Raw genomic sequence first — 19,427 nt, 5'->3', positions numbered from 1 at the left:
AAAGGCAGTTTCATGGCTGTGACCAGCACCTACACCGTGACCGGGATGACCTGCTCGCACTGCGTCCAGGCCGTCACCGGTGAGCTCTCCGCCCTGCCGGGTGTCGGGGAGGTGCAGGTCGACCTGTCGTCCGGCACGGTCACCGTGACCAGCGAGAAGCCCCTGTCCGACGACGCTGTGCGTGCCGCGGTCGACGAGGCCGGCTACGAGCTCGCGAATGCCTGACGGCTCACCCACCGACGACCCGACGGCCGCCCTCCCGCGACCGGCCGGCGAGGAAACCGGCCTCAACCCAAGCCCGGCCACGGGCGGCGAATCGGCCCGTACCACCCCCGAGGCCCCCTCGGCGGCCACGACCGCCGCAGCTCAGCCGGCCCGCGCGACTGCCACGGCTCAGCCGGCCCGCGCGACTGCCACGGCTGAGGAGGCCCGCGCGACTGCCACGGCTCAGCTGGGCGGCGCGGATGATGTCGGGGCGCCGGAGTTCGGGCTTGCCAGGTCAACCGCGGCGGCGGGGGACAAGGCTGGGTTTCGGCTGGCGGCGTTCGGGGCGTTCCTGATTGTGGTGCTGTTCGCGGGCTATGGGATCGGGCGGCTCAACAACTCCACGACTTCGGCCTCGGCTCCGCCGATGAGCGGTGTGGCCGGCACGACCGGAACGTCTATGCCGGGCATGGCCATGGACGAGAGCCGGCCGCACTCCCACAACACCGATGGCACCGTGACGCAGGGTGGGGCGGCTCCGACCACCGCGATGGGGGCCGCGGTGGGGGGACTCTCCCTGAGTTCGGGTGGGTTGACCCTGGTGCCGACCACGACGACGTTCACGGCGGGGCAGAAGCAGCGGCTCAGCTTCCGGATCGTCGGGGCGGGCGGGGCGCCGGTCACGACGTACGCGATCGTGCATGAGAAGTTGCTGCATCTGATCGTGATTCGGCGTGATCTGAGCGGCTTCCAGCATCTGCACCCGAGCATGGCGGCCGACGGGACGTGGGGGATCGACCTGACGTTGGCGCAGCCCGGGATCTATCGGATGATCGCCGACTTCACGGCGGTGGTCGGGGGCACGCAGATCGCGACGACGCTGGGCAGCGACCTGACGGTGGCGGGCAACTACCTGCCCATTGCTCTGCCCGCGCCGGTCAAGGCCGTGGCTGCGGACGGGTTCGCGGTCGGCTACGAGGGCGAGCCCAGCACCAAGTCGACGCAGCCGATGCTGTTCGGCGTGGCCGGACCCGACCGCAAGCCGGCCGTGCTCGAACCGTACCTGGGGGCGTTCGGGCACCTGGTCGTGCTGCGTGCGGGCGACCTGGCCTATGTGCACGTCCATCCGGAGGCGCAGCCGGTCGACGGAAAGGTCAAGTTCTGGCTGTCGGTGCCGAGCGGTGGGACCTACCGGATGTTCTTCGACTTCCAGGTGGCCGGCCAGGTCCACACCGCGGCTTGGACGGTCGAGGTCAGCTGAGGAGCTTCGCCAGCGCGGGAGTCACGGACCACTGACCGGTCAGGTTTTCGTACTCCTCGCGCTGGGCCTCGGTCGGCGCGGCACCGGTGCGGCGCGCGCGAAGCAGCAGGTTGCGTGGGGTGTGGGCGGAATCGATGAACTCGACCACCTCCACCTTGTAGCCGCTCAGCCGAAGCAGCGAAGCCCGCAGCGAATCGGTGAGCACGTCGGCGAAGCGCTCCCGCATGATCGCGTGGCGGGTGAGCTCGCCGAACGGGGCGGGCGCGGAAGAACCCTTCAACTGGGCGGCGATGTCGTGGTGGCAGCACGGCGCCGCCAACACCCAACTCGACTCCCAGCGCACGGCCCGCGCGAGAGCGTCGTCGGTGGCGGTGTCGCAGGCGTGCAAGGCAAGCACCAGGTCCGGCGTGAACGGCAGCGACGCGTCCGAGATGGTCCCGGCGACGAAGGTCACATCGTCGGAACAGCCGAGAGACTCGGCGACGGCGGTGTTGCGTACGCGCTGATCCTCGCGCACATCGACGCCCACCACCTGGACCGAGACGCCCAGCCCGGCCAGATACCGGTAGGCGGCGAAGGTCAGGTAGGCATTGCCGCAGCCCAGGTCCACGACGCGCAGCGGGGACGGCAGCGAGGCGGGCAGCGTGGCCGCCAGCGCGCGCAGGAACGCGTCGACCTGGCGCCGCTTGGCCGCGTTACCGCCGATCACCGAGAACAACGGGTCACCCGGATCGAGCAGCCACTGCTTGGCCCGATCGTGCGAGGCGGCGGGCGGAGCGGCCGCGACCGGGGCGGACCGATGCACCTGAGCATCACCCTTCTTGGTGATCCGCACCTGCAGGGTGCCCGATGCCGTCTCCACATGCCAGTTCCCGAACGGTTCCGCGAGCAGCTCGTCGACGGCCGCGCCGGCCTCCGCACCCGGGGCGACGTTGCGCGTGAACGGACGGGAGCCGTCGTCGGTGACGATCTGCAACTTCGGGCCGGCCTTCAGTGCCACCGGGCGTAGTTCTGCCCTGGTCACGGACGGTGTCAGACCACGTCGGCGGCCGGCCGCCACGGCGCGGGTGAACCCGGGATCGAGCAGGAGGGTGCGAACTTCGGCGAGAACGTCCGCCAAGGGCTGGGGCATCCCTCAATTGTGCCTGGCCGTTCGACGCGGAATTCCGCCGCGAGGTATGGGACATGAAGTAAATCAATGGCTACGCTGTGCCCCCAGCGAAACCGGTGACAGAAGGTGAGATCAGCGATGGCGGATCCGGGAATGCACCGGCTCTCCGCCCGGCTGCGCCGGGACACCTGGATCGCGCACGGCGCGGCCCACTCCAGCAGATTCCTGGATGCGCTGGCCACCGGTCTGCTGCCGTGGGAGGCCTACGCCGATCTCGCGGCCCAGCACTGGTTCCTCTACGAGTCGCTCGAGCTCGCCGCGCGCACGATGATCGACGACCCGGTGGCCCGGACGTTCGTCTTCCCGGAGCTCGACCGATTGCCGGCGCTCGAGGCTGACCTGCGGTTTCTCTACGGCCCACGGTGGTCGTCGAGAATCGCGGCGCTTCCGGCCACCACGACCTACTGCACCCGCGTGCGGTACGCCGCCAACTCACACCCGATCGGCTTCGTCGCCCACCATTACACGCGCTACCTGGGCGACCTTTCCGGCGGCCGGCAACTCGGCCGGGCCATTGCCCGCGCCTACGGTTTCGCCGGTGACGGCCTTCGATTCTTCGTCTTCGCCGACCTCGACCCGGAAGCCTTCGAGACCTACTACCGCCAGTTACTCGACACAGTGCCCTGGTCACCCGACGAACAGGACGAGTTCATCACCGAGGTGCTCGAAGCCTGCCGGCTCACCATCGCCATGCACGACGACCTCCGGCAGCGCTGGACCTGACTTCCAAAAATCATCTACGGATACGGGCTGCCCGAGTCCCGCCGAGCAGTCGGAGCGCCGTCGGACGAACGGCCGTCCGCCCGTTGCGGCCCGGCCCCGGTGGTCACCCGACGCCCCGCAAACGCATTCGGCCACGTCCCCCACCGGGGGACGTGGCCGAAACGGAATTCGATCAGGCGGTGGTGCCGACCCCGGCCTCGGAGCCGCCACTCATGTCGGCCGTAGCCTCGCCACCGTTGCCCGACCCGCGACTGCCGCGCCCACCACGCCGACGCCGGCGCCGGGGCTGGTCCGAGTCACCGTCGTCGGCCGCCGCGTCGGAACCAGCTTCCAAGTCGGAGTCGGAGCGGGCTTCCAGGCCGGAGTCGGAGCGGGCTTCCAGGCCGGAGTCTGAGTGGGCTTCCAGGCCGGAGCCGGGGGCCGAACCCGCGGCCGAGTCGACGTCGGACCCGGAGACCGAGCCGGTGGACTTGGCAGCAGCACGAGTGCGGGAGCGCCGGGCGGTGCCGGAAGTTGAGCTCGCGGCGGAGAGCGGCGCGGTGTCTGAAGCAGCGCCGGCGTCGGTGCCCGAGCCGGCCTCGCTGTCGGAGCCGACCGCGGGAGCCTCGTTGCTGCCGTCGTCGAAGAGCATCGTGGTCGCCGGGACGCGTCGCCTGCTCCGCGAACGCTTCGGCGCCGCCGGCTCGGTCGCCTCGACCGCTGCCTCCGCCGCCGGCGTGGCAACCGTCAAGGTCGACGAGGCAGCCGCCGACGAAGCAACCGCCGGCGAGGACGAAGCCGGGACGGGCGAGCTCGACGAACCGGTCGAGGCGGGCGTCACGGCCGTACTCGGCTCGTCGTCGGCGACCCGGCGCCGGCGACGCTGGCGCTTGGGCCGGTCGCCGCTCTCCTCCGAGGAGGGCACGGCCTCTTCGGCCGGGCGGGAGTCGCTGCGTCCTCGCCGGGGTGCAGTGCGACCCCGCGGAGCGCTTTCCCGGCGGCGGCGACCGCCACCACCGAGGTCTTCCTCGATCTCGGCGGAGAGGCCGGCGCGGCTGCGTTCCGCGGTCGGCAGCGTGCCCGAGATGTCGGTCGGGATGTCAAGGTCGGAGTAGAGCGCGGGGCTCGTGTGGTAGGTCTCCGGGGGCTGCGGCATGTTGAGGCCCATCGACTTGTCGATGAGCACCCAGCGCGGCATGTCTTCCCAGTCGACGAAGGTGACCGCGACACCCGTGGCCCCGGCGCGACCGGTGCGGCCGATCCGGTGGGTGTAGGTCTCCGGGTCTTCCGGGCAGTCGTAGTTGATCACGTGGGTGACGCCGGAGACGTCCAGGCCGCGGGCGGCGACGTCGGTGGCGACCAGCACGTCGATCTTGCCGCTGCGGAAGGCTCGCAGGGCCCGCTCGCGCGCGCCCTGGCCCAGGTCACCGTGCACGGCGGCGACGGCGAAGCCACGGAAGTCGAGGTCCTCGGCGAGGCGGTCGGCGGCCCGCTTGGTGCGACAGAAGATCATCGTGAGGCCGCGCTCGCGGGCCTGCAGGATGCGCGCCACCATCTCCACCTTGTTGAGCGGGTGGGTGCGATAGACGACCTGCTTGGTCAGCGGGGACGGGCCGCTGTCAGCGGTGTGCCCGGCGTGGATCGTGACCGGGTGGCTCAGGAAGCGCCGGGAGAGGGCCACGATCGGGTCGGGCATGGTCGCCGAGAAGAGCATGGTCTGCCGCTGGTCGGGCAGCATCGCGAGGATCTTCTCGACGTCGTCGAGGAAGCCCAGGTCGAGCATGCGGTCGGCCTCGTCGAGCACGAGGGCCTTGACCGAGGCGAGCTTCAGGTGCTTCTGCTTGGCCAGGTCGAGCAGGCGGCCGGGGGTGCCGACCAGGATCTCGACGCCCTTCTTCAGCACGTCGACCTGCGGCTCGTAGGCCACCCCGCCGTAGATCGGCAGCACCCGCACGCCGCGCGTGCTGCCCGCGGCGGCGAGGTCGCGCGCGACCTGAAGGCCCAGTTCACGGGTGGGGACGACGACCAACGCCTGCGGTTTGCCGTCGGCGCCCTCGCTGGGCGCGAGAACGCGCTCGAGCAGGGGCAGGCCGAAACCGAGGGTCTTGCCGGTGCCGGTGGGCGCCTGGCCGATCAGGTCGGTGCCACGGAGGGCGATGGGCAGGGCGTATTCCTGGATCGCGAAGGCCCGGGTGATGCCGGCCTTCGCCAGCGCCTCGACGGTCTCGGCTCGGACACCCAACTCGGCGAAGGTGGGGCTGTCGGGACGGACCGGGGCGCGATTGACAACTGGTACGAGTGCTGGTTCGGAACTTTCGATGTCGGTCATGAAGTTTTACGGGTGCCTCTCGTGGTGCGCCCGTCGTTTCAGGGGCGCGCTGTGGGTAGGGCGCGGGCCACACGCTGGTCAAAGCGGGCCGCACGCGCGCGGGTTGCTGCGGCGATTCTTGTTCCCCCGGGTAGGCGGAAACGAATCGACGTCGACGGCAACGGGGCCAGTCTACCCGACTACGAGATCGTGCACCTCAGAGCGAAGTTACGGGAGGGCACCCCGATGCGTCGGGATGCCCTCCGGAAGAGGAGTTACCTCAGCGCGTGGTGAAGCCGAACGGCCGGTTGGACGACTCGGCGATCTCCACGTAGGCCACCTTGGCGATCGGGATGATCACCTTGCGGCCCTTCTCATCCGTGAGCGACAGCACGCTGTCCTTGGCCATCGCCTCGGTCACGGCCTGCTCGACCTCCGCCGGGGACTGAGCGCTCTCCAGCACCAGCTCACGCGGCGTGTGCTGCACGCCGATCTTGACCTCCACGGGGCCCTCCCTCTGTACGCGTGTTACCGCTCTGAAGGCTATCCGATTTCGGCCGTTGTTCCGCTGGTTGAGCCTTCCTGGAGCGGGAAGCTGGCGATGCCACGCCAGATCAGTGCAGCTACGAGCGCTTCGGCTTCAGCTTTAGGCGTACGCCGTCCGTTCGCCAGCCAGAACTGAGCCGACTGTCCGGCCGCCCCGACGAGACCCGAAGCGAGCAGCTCGGCCTTGTCGGAACTCTGCGCCGTATCCGAGATGATCGTGTCGGTGACCGCGGCGATGCAGCCCTGCTCGACCCGCTCGACCCGCTGGCGCACCTGCGGGTCGTTGCGCAGGTCGGACTCGAAGACGAGCCGGAACGCCTCGCTCTCGTGGTCGACGAAGTCGAAGTACGCCTCCACGGCGCCCTTGACCCGCTCCTTGTTGTCGGCGGTGGCCAGCATCGCGTCGCGCACCTTGGCGATTATCGCGTCGCAGTGCGTGTCCAGCAGTGCCAGATAAAGCTCCAGCTTGCCGGGGAAGTGCTGGTAGAGCACTGGTTTGGAGACTCCAGCGCGCTCGGCGATGTCATCCATCGCGGCCGCGTGGTAACCCTGCGCCACGAAGACCTGCTGCGCGGCGGCCAGCAATTGCTTGCGTCGCGCCGAGCGCGGCAGGCGGGTGGGCCGGGTCGTCTGGGCCCCGCCAGAAGCAGCGGTCATCTCTGTTTAACCTCCAGGGGATTGGTCCCCGCGGTTCGGTCGGCGCGGATTGTCCGGATCGGCGCTAGCCGCGGTCGAGCCGGGCAACTGTCGCGACGCTGCAACTTATCGCCACCGCATGCACACGGTAGCCTCAGCACGGGCGAGCGAGGAGCGCGCGGTGGATGAATCAGGGCATTCCGGAGACACTGGAGCCGCCGAAGGCGGCAACGGTGCCGATTCGCGTGAGCGCGCTCGGGTGAACGGCTGGGCGACGCAGGATAGTCCCTGGTCGAACACCGGCGCGGCGCTCGACGCGGAAACTGACGTACCGGCATGGCGCCGGGCGACGCCATTTCCGCGTAATCAGGCATTTCCCCCGCCCGACCGTGGATATACCCCCGGGCAGCCAAATCCTTTGCAGTCGATCCCGGTTCAGCCCGCCTCCGCGGCGCCCGCCCCGACCCCGGCGCCCACCCCGCCGGGCTTCGTCGACGCGCAACAGTCAGGCGAAATTCCCCCGTCCGTGGCCCCCACCAACGGTCAGAACTGGTCGGACACCCGCCCGCGCTACTCCGATCTGCTTGCCCATCTGACTCCGCCGGGTGGTGAGCCGGCCCGCGCCCCGGTCCCGCGCACCGAGTCGACCAACGACCCCACGAGTCCGGGTGAGCTGCGTTCGGGCGAACTGCGTCCCGGCGAGTTCCGGCGCGGCGAGCTGGGCCTCGGATCGCGGGCGATGACCGAGCCGGGCGCCGGGCCCCGATCCGTCGCCGAAAGACTCGTACCTGAGAGATCCATGCCTGAAAGATCCATGACCGAGCGCGTCGTGAGCGCGATGAGCGAGCAGACGCTCGGCAGCGATCCGCGCCCGGTGAGCGGCGGTGAGCGCGATGCCGCCGGCCGCCCCACCAGCCTGCGGTCCGCCGAGCCGCGCCGCTACGACATGCCCGCGCCCAGCAGTGCACCGCCCTACCCCTACGAGGGCGACCTGGACGACTCCCGGCCCGCGTCGGCGCTCCCGGCCGCCCCGGTCCAGCAGCGGGCCGCGGTGCCGCTGGTGCGCCCGGCGGCCCCGGCCGTGCGGCGCCCCGATTGGAGCGCTCCCGAGCCGCCCCGGACGCAGTCGCCGGCCGCCCCGGTCGCCGCGCCGTCCCTCGCCCGTCCGTCGTACGATCCGTCAAGCTTCCCGCGCCGGGTCTCGTACGATTCCGGGCCGGCCGCCGAGCCGTCGGGTTACGTCCCGCCGCCGGCCTACGCGTCGTTCGGCAGCCCGGCCGCCGGCACCGGCGGACCTGCCGAGCCCGGCACGAGGGGGCTGCCGCAGCGCGTGCCGGCCCAGCCGGACGTGCCGAGAGTTCCGGAGCCACCGTTGACCGAGCCCACGGCCGAGACGCCGGAGCTGGCCCGGATCGCGACGCACCTGCGCCGCGGGAGCACGGTCCAGCCCCGTGAGCGGGAGGAAGGCTTCGACGTGCAGGCGATCCTGACGGCGGTCCGCGGAGTGGACGGCGTTCGCGACGCGTCCCTGCGGGCCACCCCGTCGGGCGCGCACAGCCTGCGGCTCGACCTGGCCGAGGGAGCCGACCCGGCCGAGGTGAGCCGTCGGGTGGCCCGCCTGCTGCAGGATCGGATGGGCCTGGACGCGGCGATGAAGGGCGACACCGCCCCGATGCCGACCGCCCAGCGCAGCGCGCCACCGGCCCCGGCCCCGCCGACCGCCCTGACCCAGCCGACCGCCCCGGCCCAGCCGAGCGCCACCGCCCAGCGCGGCGCCTCGGCCCAGCCCGCCCCGACGGCTCAGCCGGCCGCCCAGCACAGCGCACCGACCGCCCCGCGAAGCGGGCCACCAGCCGCGCCATCGGCCGCGGCACCCGCGCCGGAACGGCTGGCCGAGCGGGTGCGCCCGGCCCGCGACGAGCGCCCCGCGGACCTCGTGCCGCCCGGTCGAGCCCCGGAGCTCTACGGGACCGATACGGACGCCTACCGCGCCGACGCGGACGCCTACCGCGCCGCCCCGAAGCCGCGCCGGGCCGACGCGGAGTCGTATCAGTCTGGCGCAGCGCCGTATCGGGCCGATGCAGAGCCGTATCAGGCCGATGCAGAGCCGTATCAGGCCGATGCAGAGCCGTATCAGGCCGGCGGAGAGCCGCGCCGAACCGACACACAGCCTTATTCGGCGGACGCGGAGTCGTATCAGGCCGGCACCGAGTCGCGCCGAGCTGACGCAGAGACCTATCCGGCCAGCCCGGGATCGCGCCGGGCGGACGCCGAGGCGCGCCGAGTCGCGCCGGAGCCGTATCGAGACGACGCCGAGTCGCGCCGGGCCGATGCCGAACCGTATGGATCCGACCCGGAGGCGCGCCGGCCAGACCCGTCCCGGGCCGAGCTGTCCCGAACCGAGCTGTCCCGCACGGAGCTGTCCAGGTTCGAGCCGTCCCACGGAGGGCTGTCCCACGGCGGGCTGTCCCACGGCGGGCTGTCCCGCACGGAACAGTCCCGGAACGAGCAGGCCCGCGAGGAGCAGACCCGCGAGGAGCAGTCCCACGGGAAGCAGTCCCACGGGGAGCCGTCTCGCGAGGAGCAGGCCCACGGGGAGCCGTTCCGCGAGGAGCAGTCCCACGGGGAGCCGTCTCGCACGGAGTTGTCCCGGAACGACCAGTCCCGGAACGAGCAGTCCCGAAATGAGCTGTCCAGGAACGAGCTGTCCCGGGACGAGATGTCGCGAAATGAGTCGCCCCGGAATGAGCCATCTCGGGCGGAGCTGTCCCGGGCGGAGCTGTCCCGGGCGGAGCTGTCCCGGGCGGAGCCTGAGTCGCGCCGAGCGGAGCCGTATCGGGCTGAGTCGGAGTCGCGTCGAGCGGAGCAGTATCGGGCTGCCGAGTCGGGGCTGCGCCGGGACGAATCCCGCGCTGACGACGTGGTTCCGGCCGATGACGATCCCGGGCCGCCGCGTCCGCTCTATCCCGGCGAGCGTCCGGGGCCGCGCATCCTGATCGAGAATGTGCACGTCAACACGTACGGCACGGACGCCTCGGTGGAGGTGCACCTGGCCGTCGGCGGGCGTACGGCGTCCGGGGTGGCCGACGGGCCGGCGGTCGACGGCTATCTGCTGCGGCTGTGCGCGATGGCCACCGCCGGCGCGGTCAACGACCTGCTGAACGAGTCGGATCATCCGGACGGCCCGGCCCGGTGTTTCGTCGAGCACGCGGCCCTGGTGCCGTTCGGCAACGCGCAGGTCGCGGTGGTCGTGCTGCTGCTGTCGTGCAACAGCTGGGTGGAGCAGCTGGCGGGCTCGTCGGTGGTGAGCGGCGACGATCGGCATGCCATGGTCCGCGCCACATTGGCGGCGGTCAACCGTCGGCTTGAGGCACTCTTGTCGCAATGAGAGGCGCCGCACTGGCCGACGACAGCGTTCTGCTGCCGGACGGCGAAGCACCACCACCGTGGCCCGCCCGTCGGGTTGTGATCGGCGGGTCGATGCTGCACGTGCGGGACACGCCGGCCACCGAGCCGGGGGCCGAGCCCGCCGTCTACGTGCATGGTCTGGGTGGTTCGTCGCAGAACTTCACCAATGTGGCCGGTCTGCTCGCCGGCCGGTTCGACGCGCAGGCGGTCGACCTGCCCGGCTTCGGCTACAGCGATCCGAGCCCGCGGTACTCGATTCCCGCGTTCGCCGGGACGCTCATCGGCTATCTGGAGCACGCCGGCCGCGGACCGGTGCATCTGATCGGCAACTCACTGGGCGGCTCCATCGCCGTACGCGTCGCTGCTCTTCGACCTGATCTTGTGCGTACCCTGACCCTGATTTCGCCGGCCATGCCGTTCCTTGATCCGCGCCGCACGGCGCATGGTCCTTACCTGCCGTTGCTTGCCCTGCCGGGCGCCGATCGGATCTTCGCGTGGGGGATGACCCGCATGCCGATCGAGGAGATGGCCGACCAGGTGCTGCAGGCGTGTTTCGGCGACATCCGCAAGGCGACCGCGCAGCGTAAGGCCGAGGCGATGGATGAGATCCGCCTGCGGTACACGGTGGAGCACTATCCGAGCGCCTACCTGCGCACTCTGCGCGGCCTGGTCTCCAGTTTCCTGCGCGCCTACCTGCCCGGCCGTAACTCGCAGTGGCGGCTGGCCGCCCAGATCACCGCACCGACCCTGGTGATCGGTGGGCTGACCGACCGGCTGATCGACCCGCGGGTTCCGGCGCAGGTGGCCCGGGCGGTTCCGGACAGCCGGCTGCTCATCCTTCCGGGGGTGGGGCACGTCGCCCAGATGGAGGTGCCGCGCCTGGTGGCGCGGGCCATCGTCGGCATGCTCGACGAGCTTTCCGCGCCGGTCGCGGAGCGGACGGCGTAGCGCGCGACTTCCCTCTCACCCGCTCGGGGGAGGGCGACAAGCACTGCCGCGTGTGAAACCCTGGCTCCCGATGATCGGGGAAATCTCGCCGGACCGGTGGCGCCGCTGGTGGCTGGCCCTTCTGGTGCTTACCGCGGTAGTCGCGTCGGGTTTCATCGCGGGTCGCGGGCTGAGTTCAAGTGCGTCGACCGTTCCGTCGGCGGCGGTGACGTCCGCCACACCTGCCCCGGCGGTGGTCTCCGTGCCGCCGTCCAGCGCGCCGGTCGCTGCTCCGCCGCGGGAGAACACCCCTGCGGTGGGTGAGCTGAGCCTGCCGGGTGCGGTTCCGGCGCGGGGAAACGGCCAATTCGGGTACGCGTCGACGAACGGTCCGATCCTCGGCGGCACGGGTGCGCGCCGCCGTTTCCACGTGGCCGTGGAGCAGGGCAGCGGCGAGGATGTGACCGCGTTCGCGAACACCGTCGCGGCGATCCTCGGCGACCCGCGCAGCTGGATCGGTGGTGGCCGGCTGCGGCTGCAGATGGTGGCCGGCGCGGCGAAAGCCGACTTCACGGTCTACCTCGCCACCCGGGAGACGGCCGGGCGGATGTGCTTGCGGGGTGGCACCAACATCAAGATCAACGGAGTGCCGTACACCTCGTGCCGCACCACCGGCAGAGCGATCATCAACCTGGACCGCTGGCGGTTGTCCTCGAGGCCGTATCTGACCGCCCGGGTGCCGCTGACCACGTACCGCGAGTACGTGATCAACCACGAGGTCGGGCACGAACTTGGCCACCGGCACGAGGGGTGCCCGCGGCCCGGTGGCCCGGCGCCGGTGATGGTGCAGCAGACGCTGACCACCCGCGGCTGTGTGCCCTACGCGTGGCCACGGCAGGGGAATGGCTTCCTGACCGGACCAGCCCGGTAAAACCGCTCATGTTCTCGGATCGACCGTGGCAATCTCGGCTGTGTCATGTCTGTGCGAGGTACGCCCGTCTGGAATCCCGGCCGCAACCCGCCGGTCCTGAGCCGGACCCCGCTTGCCCGCCAGGAGCCGCCGCCGCTGGCCGAGGATGACGCCCCGGCCGAGTCCCGCGTCGGGCGGTTCCGTCGTCGTCTGACGTTCGCGCTGGTCCTGACCATGCTGGCGGTGGGTGTCATGGTCGCCGGGCGATTCGTGCACGCCGACAGCCCTGACCGCATCGTCGTTCCGAAGGCCGCGGCGGAGCCCGGAAGCGCAACGGCTCCCGGCGCCGCGGCTCCGAAGACGGCCGGGGCTCCGAAGACGGCCGCGGCCCCGAAGGTGGCGGCGGTCGCGTCCGCGCAGCCGGTCGGCACCAGCGGAAGCTTCACCTATGTCGGTGGCTTCGGGCCGGTGGTGGGCAGCCGTGGCCCGATCCACCGCTTCAAGATCGCGGTGGAGAAGCCGACCGACGGTGCCCTCGACTTCGCGAACGCGGTCAACCGCACCCTCGGCGACCGCCGCAGCTGGATCGCGAGCCGCCGGTTCCGCTTCCAGCGTGTGCCGGAGTCGGCCCGAGCCGAGTTCATCGTCTACCTGGCGTCGGCGCGCACCTCGGAGAAGATGTGCCGCACCGGCGGCCTGGAGACCGGCGGGTTCACGTCCTGCCGGGTGTCACGCAAGGTGATCATCAACGACGACCGCTGGCGGGGCGCGATCAAGGGGTACGGCGCTTCCCTCGAGACCTACCGGGCCTACGCGATCAATCACGAGGTCGGCCATCAGCTCGGACACGGCCACCAGAAGTGCTCGGCCAAGGGCAAGCTCGCCCCGGTGATGATGCAGCAGACGTACGGCTTGAAGGGCTGCCGGGCCAACTCGTGGCCCTACCCGTGAATATTCCCCGTCCCGCATGTCGGGCCGGTGGGCAACGTCATGGCTACGCCGCCGGTCAACGAGCAAGAATGGGTGGCGATCCTTACCACCTATCCGGGGAGTAAACCGTGGCACTGCCCCCGCTCGTCGAGCCGGCCGCTGAGCTGACCATCGACGAGATCCGCCGCTACTCACGTCACCTGATCATCCCGGACGTCGGGATGGACGGGCAGAAGCGGCTGAAGAACGCCAAGGTGCTCGCCGTCGGCGCGGGTGGCCTGGGCTCGCCGGCCCTGCTCTACCTGGCCGCGGCCGGGGTGGGCACGCTCGGCATCATCGACTTCGACACGGTGGACGAGTCCAACCTCCAGCGCCAGGTCATTCACGGCGTCTCGGACGTGGGCCGGCCCAAGGCCGAGTCGGCGGCCGACAGCATCCGTGAGATCAACCCGCTGGTGAACGTGGTCATCCACAACACCGCGCTCGACCGCGACAACGTGCTGGAGCTCTTCAGCCAGTACGACCTGATCGTCGACGGTACGGACAACTTCGCGACGCGTTACATGGTCAACGACGCCGCCGTGCTGCTCGGCAAGCCGTACGTGTGGGGTTCCATCTACCGCTTCGACGGCCAGGCGTCGGTCTTCTGGGCCGAGAACGGCCCCTGCTACCGCTGCCTCTACCCGGAGCCCCCGCCGCCCGGCATGGTCCCGAGCTGCGCCGAGGGCGGCGTCCTCGGCGTGCTCTGCGCGTCGATCGGCTCGATCCAGGTGAACGAGGCGATCAAGCTGATCACCGGCATCGGCGAGCCGCTCGTCGGCCGGCTGATGGTCTACGACGCCCTGGAGATGGAATACCGCAAGATCAAGGTCCGTAAGGACCCGAACTGCGTGCTCTGCGGGGAGAACCCGACCGTCACCGAGCTGCTGGAGGACTACGAGGACTTCTGCGGCGCGGTCTCGGACGAGGCCGAGGAGGCCACGCTGAACGCCACGATCACCGCCCGCGAACTCAAGGAGTGGCAGGACGCCGGCAAGGACCTGTTCCTGGTCGACGTGCGGGAGCCGGCCGAGTGGGAGATCAACCGCATCCCGGGTGCGGTGCTGATCCCGAAGGGCGAGATCCTCTCCGGCGAGGCGCTGTCGCGCTTCCCGCAGGACCGGCAGATCGTGCTGCACTGCAAGTCGGGCGTGCGCTCGGCGGAGGCGCTCGCGGCCATCAAGGCGGCCGGTTTCAAGGACGCCGTGCACGTCCAGGGTGGCATCGTCTCCTGGGTCAACTCGGTCGACCCGTCTCAGCCGTCGTACTGATCGATCACTCTGGGGAGTCCGCAGACGACTCCCCAGAGTGATTGTTGTGCGCCAACAAACAGGGGCGGATTACCGTTCGGCGTTGTAGCGTCACCGTCGTGGTCGATATCGACGCCGCGATCGGATACGTGGTCGCACACGGCGATCCCGTGGAACGTGCCCGCCTGTCTTTCCTGCGAACTCGGCAGGCTCCGCCCCAGCACATCGTGGAGCGCATCGCCGCCGGGCAGACAGCGGCCGGTGGTTGGCCGGCCTCCACCGACGGGGTCATCCCGTCGGTCGACGCCACCTGTTTCCGGCTGAACGAGCTCGACGATCTGGGCGGCCTGCACGGTGACGTGGTCGACCGCGCGCTCGGCTGGCTGGCCTCGCAGCAGCGGATGGACGGCACCTGGCAGGAGGACGAGTCGCTCGCCGGCGAGGCGCCGGCCTGGGCCATGCCGGGCGACCCCGAGGCCACCCTCTACCTGACCGCGCTCGCCGGTTTCTGGTTCACGGTCGCCGAGGTGGAGGTCAACCCGCACCTCGAGAACGAACCGCGCTACGCGAACACGCTGCAGGCCGCGGCCGGCTATTTCATCGCCCAGCTGCGTCCCGACGGCACCTGGCCGTCATTTCTCGCGACCGGCTGGCACGCCGCCGGGCTGCTGCACTCCCAGCAGTTCTTCTACGAGTCGGCCCGGGTGCAGCTGGTGCTCGGCGACCGCCTGCCCGACATGACGCCGGCCGACATCGCGTCGATGGCGGCCGCCCTGCGCCGGGTCAACCTCGGTGACGACTGGCTGCTGCAGGAGGCCCGCAAGAAGCTGGCCGCCACCCAGCGCACGGATGGCGGCTGGGACTCCGCGGAGGGGCCGATCTTCGACGTCAACACCACCCTGACGGTGCTGCGCGCCTGCCGCTAACGGGTGTGGCCGTTGCCGGTCACGATGTATTTCGTCGAGGTCAGCTCGGGCAGGCCCATCGGGCCGCGGGCGTGCAGTTTCTGCGTGCTGATGCCGATCTCGGCGCCGAAACCGAACTCGCCGCCGTCGGTGAAGCGGGTCGAGGCGTTGATCATCACGGCGGCCGCGTCCACCCGGGCCGCGAACCGGCGCGCCGCCGTCGTCGACTCGCTGACGATCACCTCGGTGTGGCCGGAGCCGAACCGGCGGATGTGGTCGAGGGCGTCGTCCATCGAGTCGACGATCGCCACCGCGATGTCGGCGGACAGGTATTCGGTGCCCCAGTCGGCCTCCGTCGCCGGGACGACGTCGTCGCTGTAGGAACGCACCCGCGGGTCACCGTGGATGGTCACGCCCTTGAGGGTCAGCTCCTCGATCACCAGCGGCAGGAACGAGTCGGCGATGTCGGCGTGCACCAGCAGCGACTCGGCGGTGTTGCAGGTGGACAGTCGCTGGGTCTTGGAGTTGACCGTGACGGCCAGGGCCTTCTCCAGGTCGGCGGCCTGGTCCACGTACACGTGGCAGTTGCCCACGCCGGTCTCGATCACCGGGACCGTGGATTCCTCGACGACCGCTTTGATCAGCTCGGCGCCGCCCCGCGGGATCAGCACGTCGACCAGTCCGCGCGCCCGCATCAGCTCCTTCACCGATTCTCGCGTGGTGGCGTCGAGCAGCTGAATGGCGTCCGCCGGCAGGCCGGCGTCCGCGACCGCCTTGCGGAGGACCGCGACGATTGCGGCATTTGAGCTGTACGCCGAGCCGGAGCCCCGCAGCAACGCCGCGTTGCCCGACTTCAGGCAGATGCCGGCCGCGTCCGCGGTCACGTTGGGCCGGCCCTCGTAGATGATGCCGACCACACCGAACGGCACCCGCACCTGACGCAGCTCGAGGCCGTTGGCCAGGGTCGAGCCGCGCACCACGTCACCCACCGGGTCGGGCAGGGCGGCCAGCTGGCGCAGCCCGTCGGCCATCGCCTCGACCCGTGCCGGGGTGAGCGTCAGCCGGTCGATCATCGCCTCGGACTGCCCGGCGTCGCGAGCACTGTTCACGTCCACCGCGTTCGCGGCCACGATGTCCTCGGCCCGCTCGACCAGCCGGTCGGCCATCAGCAGCAGCGCCCGGTCCTTCTCGGCACGGGTGGCGGCGGCCAGATCGATCGAGGCCGCACGCGCGTCGGCGGCCTGCTTGAGCACAGTGGTCATCCGGGGCTCCCGTTACAGAAGGACGAGGTCGTCCCGGTGGACGACTTCTCGTTCATAGCCTGGACCCAGAGCTGCGGCCAACTCGGGGGTGGACCTTCCCAGCAACGCGGGAAGGTCGACAGCGTCGTAGTTGACCAGGCCGCGGGCCACCGGGGCGCCGGAACCGGCGTCCACCAGGTCAACGGGATCACCGGCGGCGAAGGAACCGTCCACCGCGGTTATTCCGGCCGGCAGCAGTGACTTGCGGCGGGCCACCACCGCGGTCACCGCGCCCGGGTCGAGGTGCAGCCGGCCGCGTGGGGAGGTGGCGTGCGCGAGCCAGAACAGGCGGGCCGCCGGACGGTGCTCGGCCGCCCGGAACAGCGTGCCGACCTCGTCGCCGGCCAGGGCCGGGCCGGCCTGCGGGGCCGAGGTGAGCACCACCGAGATGCCGAAGCCGGTGGCGATGCGGGCGGCCTCCACCTTGGTCACCATGCCGCCGGTGCCGACGCCCGACCGGCCGGGCGCCGAGATGCTGATGCCGGCCAGGTCGCTGTCGTCACCGACGAACGGGATCTTGCGGGACGCCGGGTCGGACGGGCTGCCGGTGTAGAGCGCGTCCACGTCCGAGAGCAGCACCAGCAGGTCGGCGTCGACCAGGGCGGCCACCAGCGCGGCGAGCCGGTCGTTGTCGCCGAACCGGATCTCCTCGGTGGCCACCGTGTCGTTCTCGTTGACGATCGGCAGCGCCCCCAGATCGAGCAGTTTCCGCAGCGTGCGGAAGGCGTTGCGATAGTGCGCCCGCCGGGTCACGTCGTCGACCGTCAGCAGCACCTGCCCGACGGTCAGCCCGTGCCGGGCGAAACCGGTCGCGTACCGCCCGATCAGCAGGCCCTGACCCACCGAGGCGGCCGCCTGCTGGGTGGCCAGATCGCGGGGCCGGCGGCGCAGCCGCAGCGGTGCCAAGCCGGCCGCGATGGCGCCGCTGGAGACCAGCACCACCTCCCGCCCCTGCGTCGCCAAACTGCCGAGCACGTCGACCAAGGCGTCGACGCGCTGCTCATCGAGGCCGCCGTCAGCCGTGGTCAGAGAGGACGAGCCAACCTTGACCACGATGCGTCGCGCATCCGTCACCACTTCGCGCACCCGGCCCATTCTGCTCGGGTGCGGCGCCCGGACCGCTTCGAGATCCCATATCGTGGCCCGCGTGACACCCCAGGAGTACGTCGAAGAGGTGCTCTCGCTCGTCGAGCGCATCCCGGCGGGCAAAGTCATGTCCTACGGGGCGATCGCCGACGCGCTTTCTGAGGTCTCCGGCCGCAACTCCGCTCGTCAGGTCGGCACGATCATGGCCCGGCACGGCGGCGGCGTCCCCTGGCACCGAGTCGTCAACAGTTCCGGCCGGATGCCACCGGGTCACGAGCAGGAAGCCCGTCAGCGGCTTCTGAGCGAGGGCGTTCCTCTGAAGGGTGATCATGTGAACATGTCCCTCGCCCATTGGATCCCGTGATGGAAACCGGTCAACCCAGCAAGACCGCCTACAGCGCGGCGCGCTACCGAGCCGTACATCAAGCCCTGGAATTGGGGTCGATCTTCAAAGACCCGCTTGCCGTACGCATCCTCGGGTTGCCGCTCGATCAGTTGCCGGCCGATGCGCCGCGCCGAGCCATGCGCGTCTTCATCGCGGCCCGGCACCGCTTCGCCGAGGACGCCGTGGCCGCGGCCGTGCGACGCGGCGTTCGCACCGTGGTCGTGCTCGGCGCGGGGTTGGACACCTTCGCCTACCGCAACCCGTTCGACGGGGTGCGGGTCATCGAGGTCGACCACCCGGCCACCCAGGCCTGGAAGCGGGAGCGACTGGCCGGTGCCGGCATCGAAATTCCCCCGTCCGTGTCCTACACGGGCGTCGACTTCGAGAAGGAATCGCTCGGCGACCGCCTCGAACTGGCCGGGCCGGCGTTCTTCATCTGGCTCGGCGTCGTGCCCTACCTGACGCGTGCGGGCTTCGACTCGACGCTCCGTTTCGTCGCCTCCGCCGCGGGCAACGAGGTCGTCTTCGACTACGCCCAGTCGCCTGCGCTGATGTCGCCGGAGCGGCAGGCGCAGCTCGAGGCACGCGCCGAACGGGTCGCCCGGATCGGCGAGCCGTGGCTCACCTACTTCGAGCCGGACGAGATCGCGGCGGTGCTCACCGGGCTCGGCTTCACGTCGATCGAGGATCTGGGGCCGGCCCAGCTCGCGGCCCGGTTCTTCCACCGGCCCGGCCTGCCGCCGGACACCCCCGGCGGGCACGTGCTGCGCGCGGTCAGGTGAGCCCGATGAACGCGACCGCACCACGCATCTGGAACTCGAAGAAGCCACGCCTGTCGTCCTCGACGGTCTGGTTGAGCTGACCGAAGAGCTCGGCACTGACCGCGCCGTTGAGCTGGAAATAGGCGGACATGGCCGAGCCGACCAGGCGGGGCGGGGTGCCCGGGCCGAACTGCTCGGCCACGGCGGCCAGCTCCTCGGCGTACCGACCGGTCGGTTCCGGGACCGGGACGACTCGACCGGCGGTGAACGCCTCCTGGACGATTTTGGCGATCGCGAAGATGACCCGGGTGGCGGGCCCGATCGTGTCCTGCGGTGCCTGATAGCCGGGGACCGGGCTGCCGTAGATCAGGGCCCACTGGTGCGGGTCGGCCAGCGCCCAGTCGCGTACGGCATGGGACAGCACGAGAAGCCGGTCCGCGTCGGTGTCCGCGGGTTTGGCCATCGCTGCCTCGGCGGCGCTGCCCACGCTGTCGTACGCCTCGATGATCAGGGCGGTGAGCAGGTCGTCCCGGCTCGCGAAGTAGCGGTAGACGGCGGACGACGCCATCCCCACGTCCCGAGCGACCGCGCGCAGCGACAGATTGGCGCCGTCGGAGGCGAGGTGCCGGCGGGCCACCGTCTTGATCTCTTCGGTCATCTCGGCCCGGACCCGGGCGCGTACTCCAGAGGCGCTCAT

At 70.8% G+C, this 19,427-nt stretch carries 17 protein-coding genes and 1 pseudogene; 11 read left to right on the top strand and 7 right to left on the bottom strand.

Going from position 1 to position 19,427, the window contains the following annotated elements; genetic code table 11:
• The first annotated feature begins 12 nt into the window (after positions 1 to 12).
• Together Afe05nite_RS09795 and Afe05nite_RS09790 are read left to right on the top strand one after the other, a co-directional pair.
• Positions 13 to 225, top strand: a complete 213-nt coding sequence (locus tag Afe05nite_RS09795) for a heavy-metal-associated domain-containing protein (protein WP_203816679.1) — start codon at positions 13 to 15, stop codon at positions 223 to 225.
• Complete coding sequence (locus Afe05nite_RS09790) at positions 218 to 1,465, top strand: DUF8832 domain-containing protein (protein WP_239117685.1); 1,248 nt, start codon at positions 218 to 220, stop codon at positions 1,463 to 1,465. Before Afe05nite_RS09795 ends, Afe05nite_RS09790 begins: the two co-directional genes overlap by 8 nt.
• Here the strand turns inward: Afe05nite_RS09790 and Afe05nite_RS09785 are convergent.
• The gene (locus Afe05nite_RS09785; protein WP_203816678.1) at positions 1,458 to 2,597 is read right to left on the bottom strand and encodes a class I SAM-dependent methyltransferase; all 1,140 of its coding nucleotides are present in this window, start codon (positions 2,595 to 2,597) and stop codon (positions 1,458 to 1,460) included. The genes Afe05nite_RS09790 and Afe05nite_RS09785 overlap by 8 nt on opposite strands.
• Positions 2,598 to 2,714: 117 nt before the next feature.
• Between Afe05nite_RS09785 and Afe05nite_RS09780 the strand changes: the two genes are divergently transcribed.
• Positions 2,715 to 3,359 carry a biliverdin-producing heme oxygenase gene (locus tag Afe05nite_RS09780; protein WP_203816677.1) on the top strand — a complete coding sequence of 215 codons (645 nt, stop codon included), beginning with the start codon at positions 2,715 to 2,717 and terminating at the stop codon, positions 3,357 to 3,359.
• A gap of 577 nt (positions 3,360 to 3,936) precedes the next feature.
• Here the strand turns inward: Afe05nite_RS09780 and Afe05nite_RS09775 are convergent.
• From Afe05nite_RS09775 to Afe05nite_RS09765, 3 genes and pseudogenes are all read right to left on the bottom strand, one after another.
• A pseudogene (locus Afe05nite_RS09775) lies at positions 3,937 to 5,667 on the bottom strand (DEAD/DEAH box helicase); the annotation flags it as partial.
• Between the two features lie 259 nt (positions 5,668 to 5,926).
• Complete coding sequence (locus tag Afe05nite_RS09770) at positions 5,927 to 6,151, bottom strand: DUF3107 domain-containing protein (RefSeq protein WP_203730086.1); 225 nt, start codon at positions 6,149 to 6,151, stop codon at positions 5,927 to 5,929.
• 38 nt (positions 6,152 to 6,189) lie between these two features.
• Complete coding sequence (locus Afe05nite_RS09765) at positions 6,190 to 6,849, bottom strand: TetR/AcrR family transcriptional regulator (RefSeq protein ID WP_203816676.1); 660 nt, start codon at positions 6,847 to 6,849, stop codon at positions 6,190 to 6,192.
• A 793-nt stretch (positions 6,850 to 7,642) separates the two neighbouring features.
• Here Afe05nite_RS09765 and Afe05nite_RS43665 point away from each other — a divergent pair.
• The 6 genes from Afe05nite_RS43665 to Afe05nite_RS09735 all read left to right on the top strand — a co-directional run bounded on the left by Afe05nite_RS43665 (position 7,643) and on the right by Afe05nite_RS09735 (position 15,218).
• Complete coding sequence (locus tag Afe05nite_RS43665; RefSeq protein WP_239117684.1) at positions 7,643 to 10,216, top strand: hypothetical protein; 2,574 nt, start codon at positions 7,643 to 7,645, stop codon at positions 10,214 to 10,216.
• The gene (locus Afe05nite_RS09755) at positions 10,213 to 11,184 is read left to right on the top strand and encodes an alpha/beta hydrolase (RefSeq protein WP_203816675.1); all 972 of its coding nucleotides are present in this window, start codon (positions 10,213 to 10,215) and stop codon (positions 11,182 to 11,184) included. Before Afe05nite_RS43665 ends, Afe05nite_RS09755 begins: the two co-directional genes overlap by 4 nt.
• Before the next feature lie 70 nt (positions 11,185 to 11,254).
• Positions 11,255 to 12,094: a DUF3152 domain-containing protein gene (locus tag Afe05nite_RS09750; RefSeq protein ID WP_203816674.1), complete on the top strand. Its 840-nt coding sequence runs from the start codon at positions 11,255 to 11,257 to the stop codon at positions 12,092 to 12,094.
• Between the two features lie 45 nt (positions 12,095 to 12,139).
• Positions 12,140 to 13,024, top strand: coding sequence for a DUF3152 domain-containing protein (locus tag Afe05nite_RS09745; RefSeq protein WP_203816673.1), 885 nt, complete (start codon positions 12,140 to 12,142; stop codon positions 13,022 to 13,024).
• Positions 13,025 to 13,131: 107 nt separating this feature from the next.
• Complete coding sequence (moeZ, locus tag Afe05nite_RS09740; RefSeq protein WP_203816672.1) at positions 13,132 to 14,313, top strand: adenylyltransferase/sulfurtransferase MoeZ; 1,182 nt, start codon at positions 13,132 to 13,134, stop codon at positions 14,311 to 14,313.
• Positions 14,314 to 14,411: 98 nt separating this feature from the next.
• The gene (locus Afe05nite_RS09735; protein ID WP_203816671.1) at positions 14,412 to 15,218 is read left to right on the top strand and encodes a prenyltransferase/squalene oxidase repeat-containing protein; all 807 of its coding nucleotides are present in this window, start codon (positions 14,412 to 14,414) and stop codon (positions 15,216 to 15,218) included.
• Here the strand turns inward: Afe05nite_RS09735 and Afe05nite_RS09730 are convergent.
• Positions 15,215 to 16,459 (bottom strand): glutamate-5-semialdehyde dehydrogenase, encoded by a 1,245-nt coding sequence (locus tag Afe05nite_RS09730; RefSeq protein WP_203816670.1) that lies wholly within the window; start codon positions 16,457 to 16,459, stop codon positions 15,215 to 15,217. The genes Afe05nite_RS09735 and Afe05nite_RS09730 overlap by 4 nt on opposite strands.
• 12 nt (positions 16,460 to 16,471) lie before the next feature.
• Positions 16,472 to 17,584, bottom strand: coding sequence for a glutamate 5-kinase (gene proB, locus Afe05nite_RS09725; protein WP_203816669.1), 1,113 nt, complete (start codon positions 17,582 to 17,584; stop codon positions 16,472 to 16,474).
• 61 nt (positions 17,585 to 17,645) lie between these two features.
• Between proB and Afe05nite_RS09720 the strand changes: the two genes are divergently transcribed.
• Both Afe05nite_RS09720 and Afe05nite_RS09715 read left to right on the top strand, forming a co-directional pair.
• The gene (locus Afe05nite_RS09720) at positions 17,646 to 17,948 is read left to right on the top strand and encodes an MGMT family protein (RefSeq protein ID WP_203816668.1); all 303 of its coding nucleotides are present in this window, start codon (positions 17,646 to 17,648) and stop codon (positions 17,946 to 17,948) included.
• On the top strand, positions 17,948 to 18,751 hold the full coding sequence (locus Afe05nite_RS09715) for a class I SAM-dependent methyltransferase (protein WP_203816667.1): 804 nt from the start codon (positions 17,948 to 17,950) through the stop codon (positions 18,749 to 18,751). The genes Afe05nite_RS09720 and Afe05nite_RS09715 overlap by 1 nt, the downstream gene beginning before the upstream one ends.
• Here the strand turns inward: Afe05nite_RS09715 and Afe05nite_RS09710 are convergent.
• The gene (locus Afe05nite_RS09710; protein ID WP_203816666.1) at positions 18,744 to 19,427 is read right to left on the bottom strand and encodes a TetR/AcrR family transcriptional regulator; all 684 of its coding nucleotides are present in this window, start codon (positions 19,425 to 19,427) and stop codon (positions 18,744 to 18,746) included. The genes Afe05nite_RS09715 and Afe05nite_RS09710 overlap by 8 nt on opposite strands.

It is taken from the genome of Paractinoplanes ferrugineus (genome assembly GCF_016862195.1).
GTDB classification, from domain to species: Bacteria; Actinomycetota; Actinomycetes; order Mycobacteriales; family Micromonosporaceae; genus Actinoplanes; species Actinoplanes ferrugineus.
The sequence above is the reverse complement of the archived record's forward strand: the minus strand, read 5'-3'. Positions and strand labels throughout refer to the sequence as shown.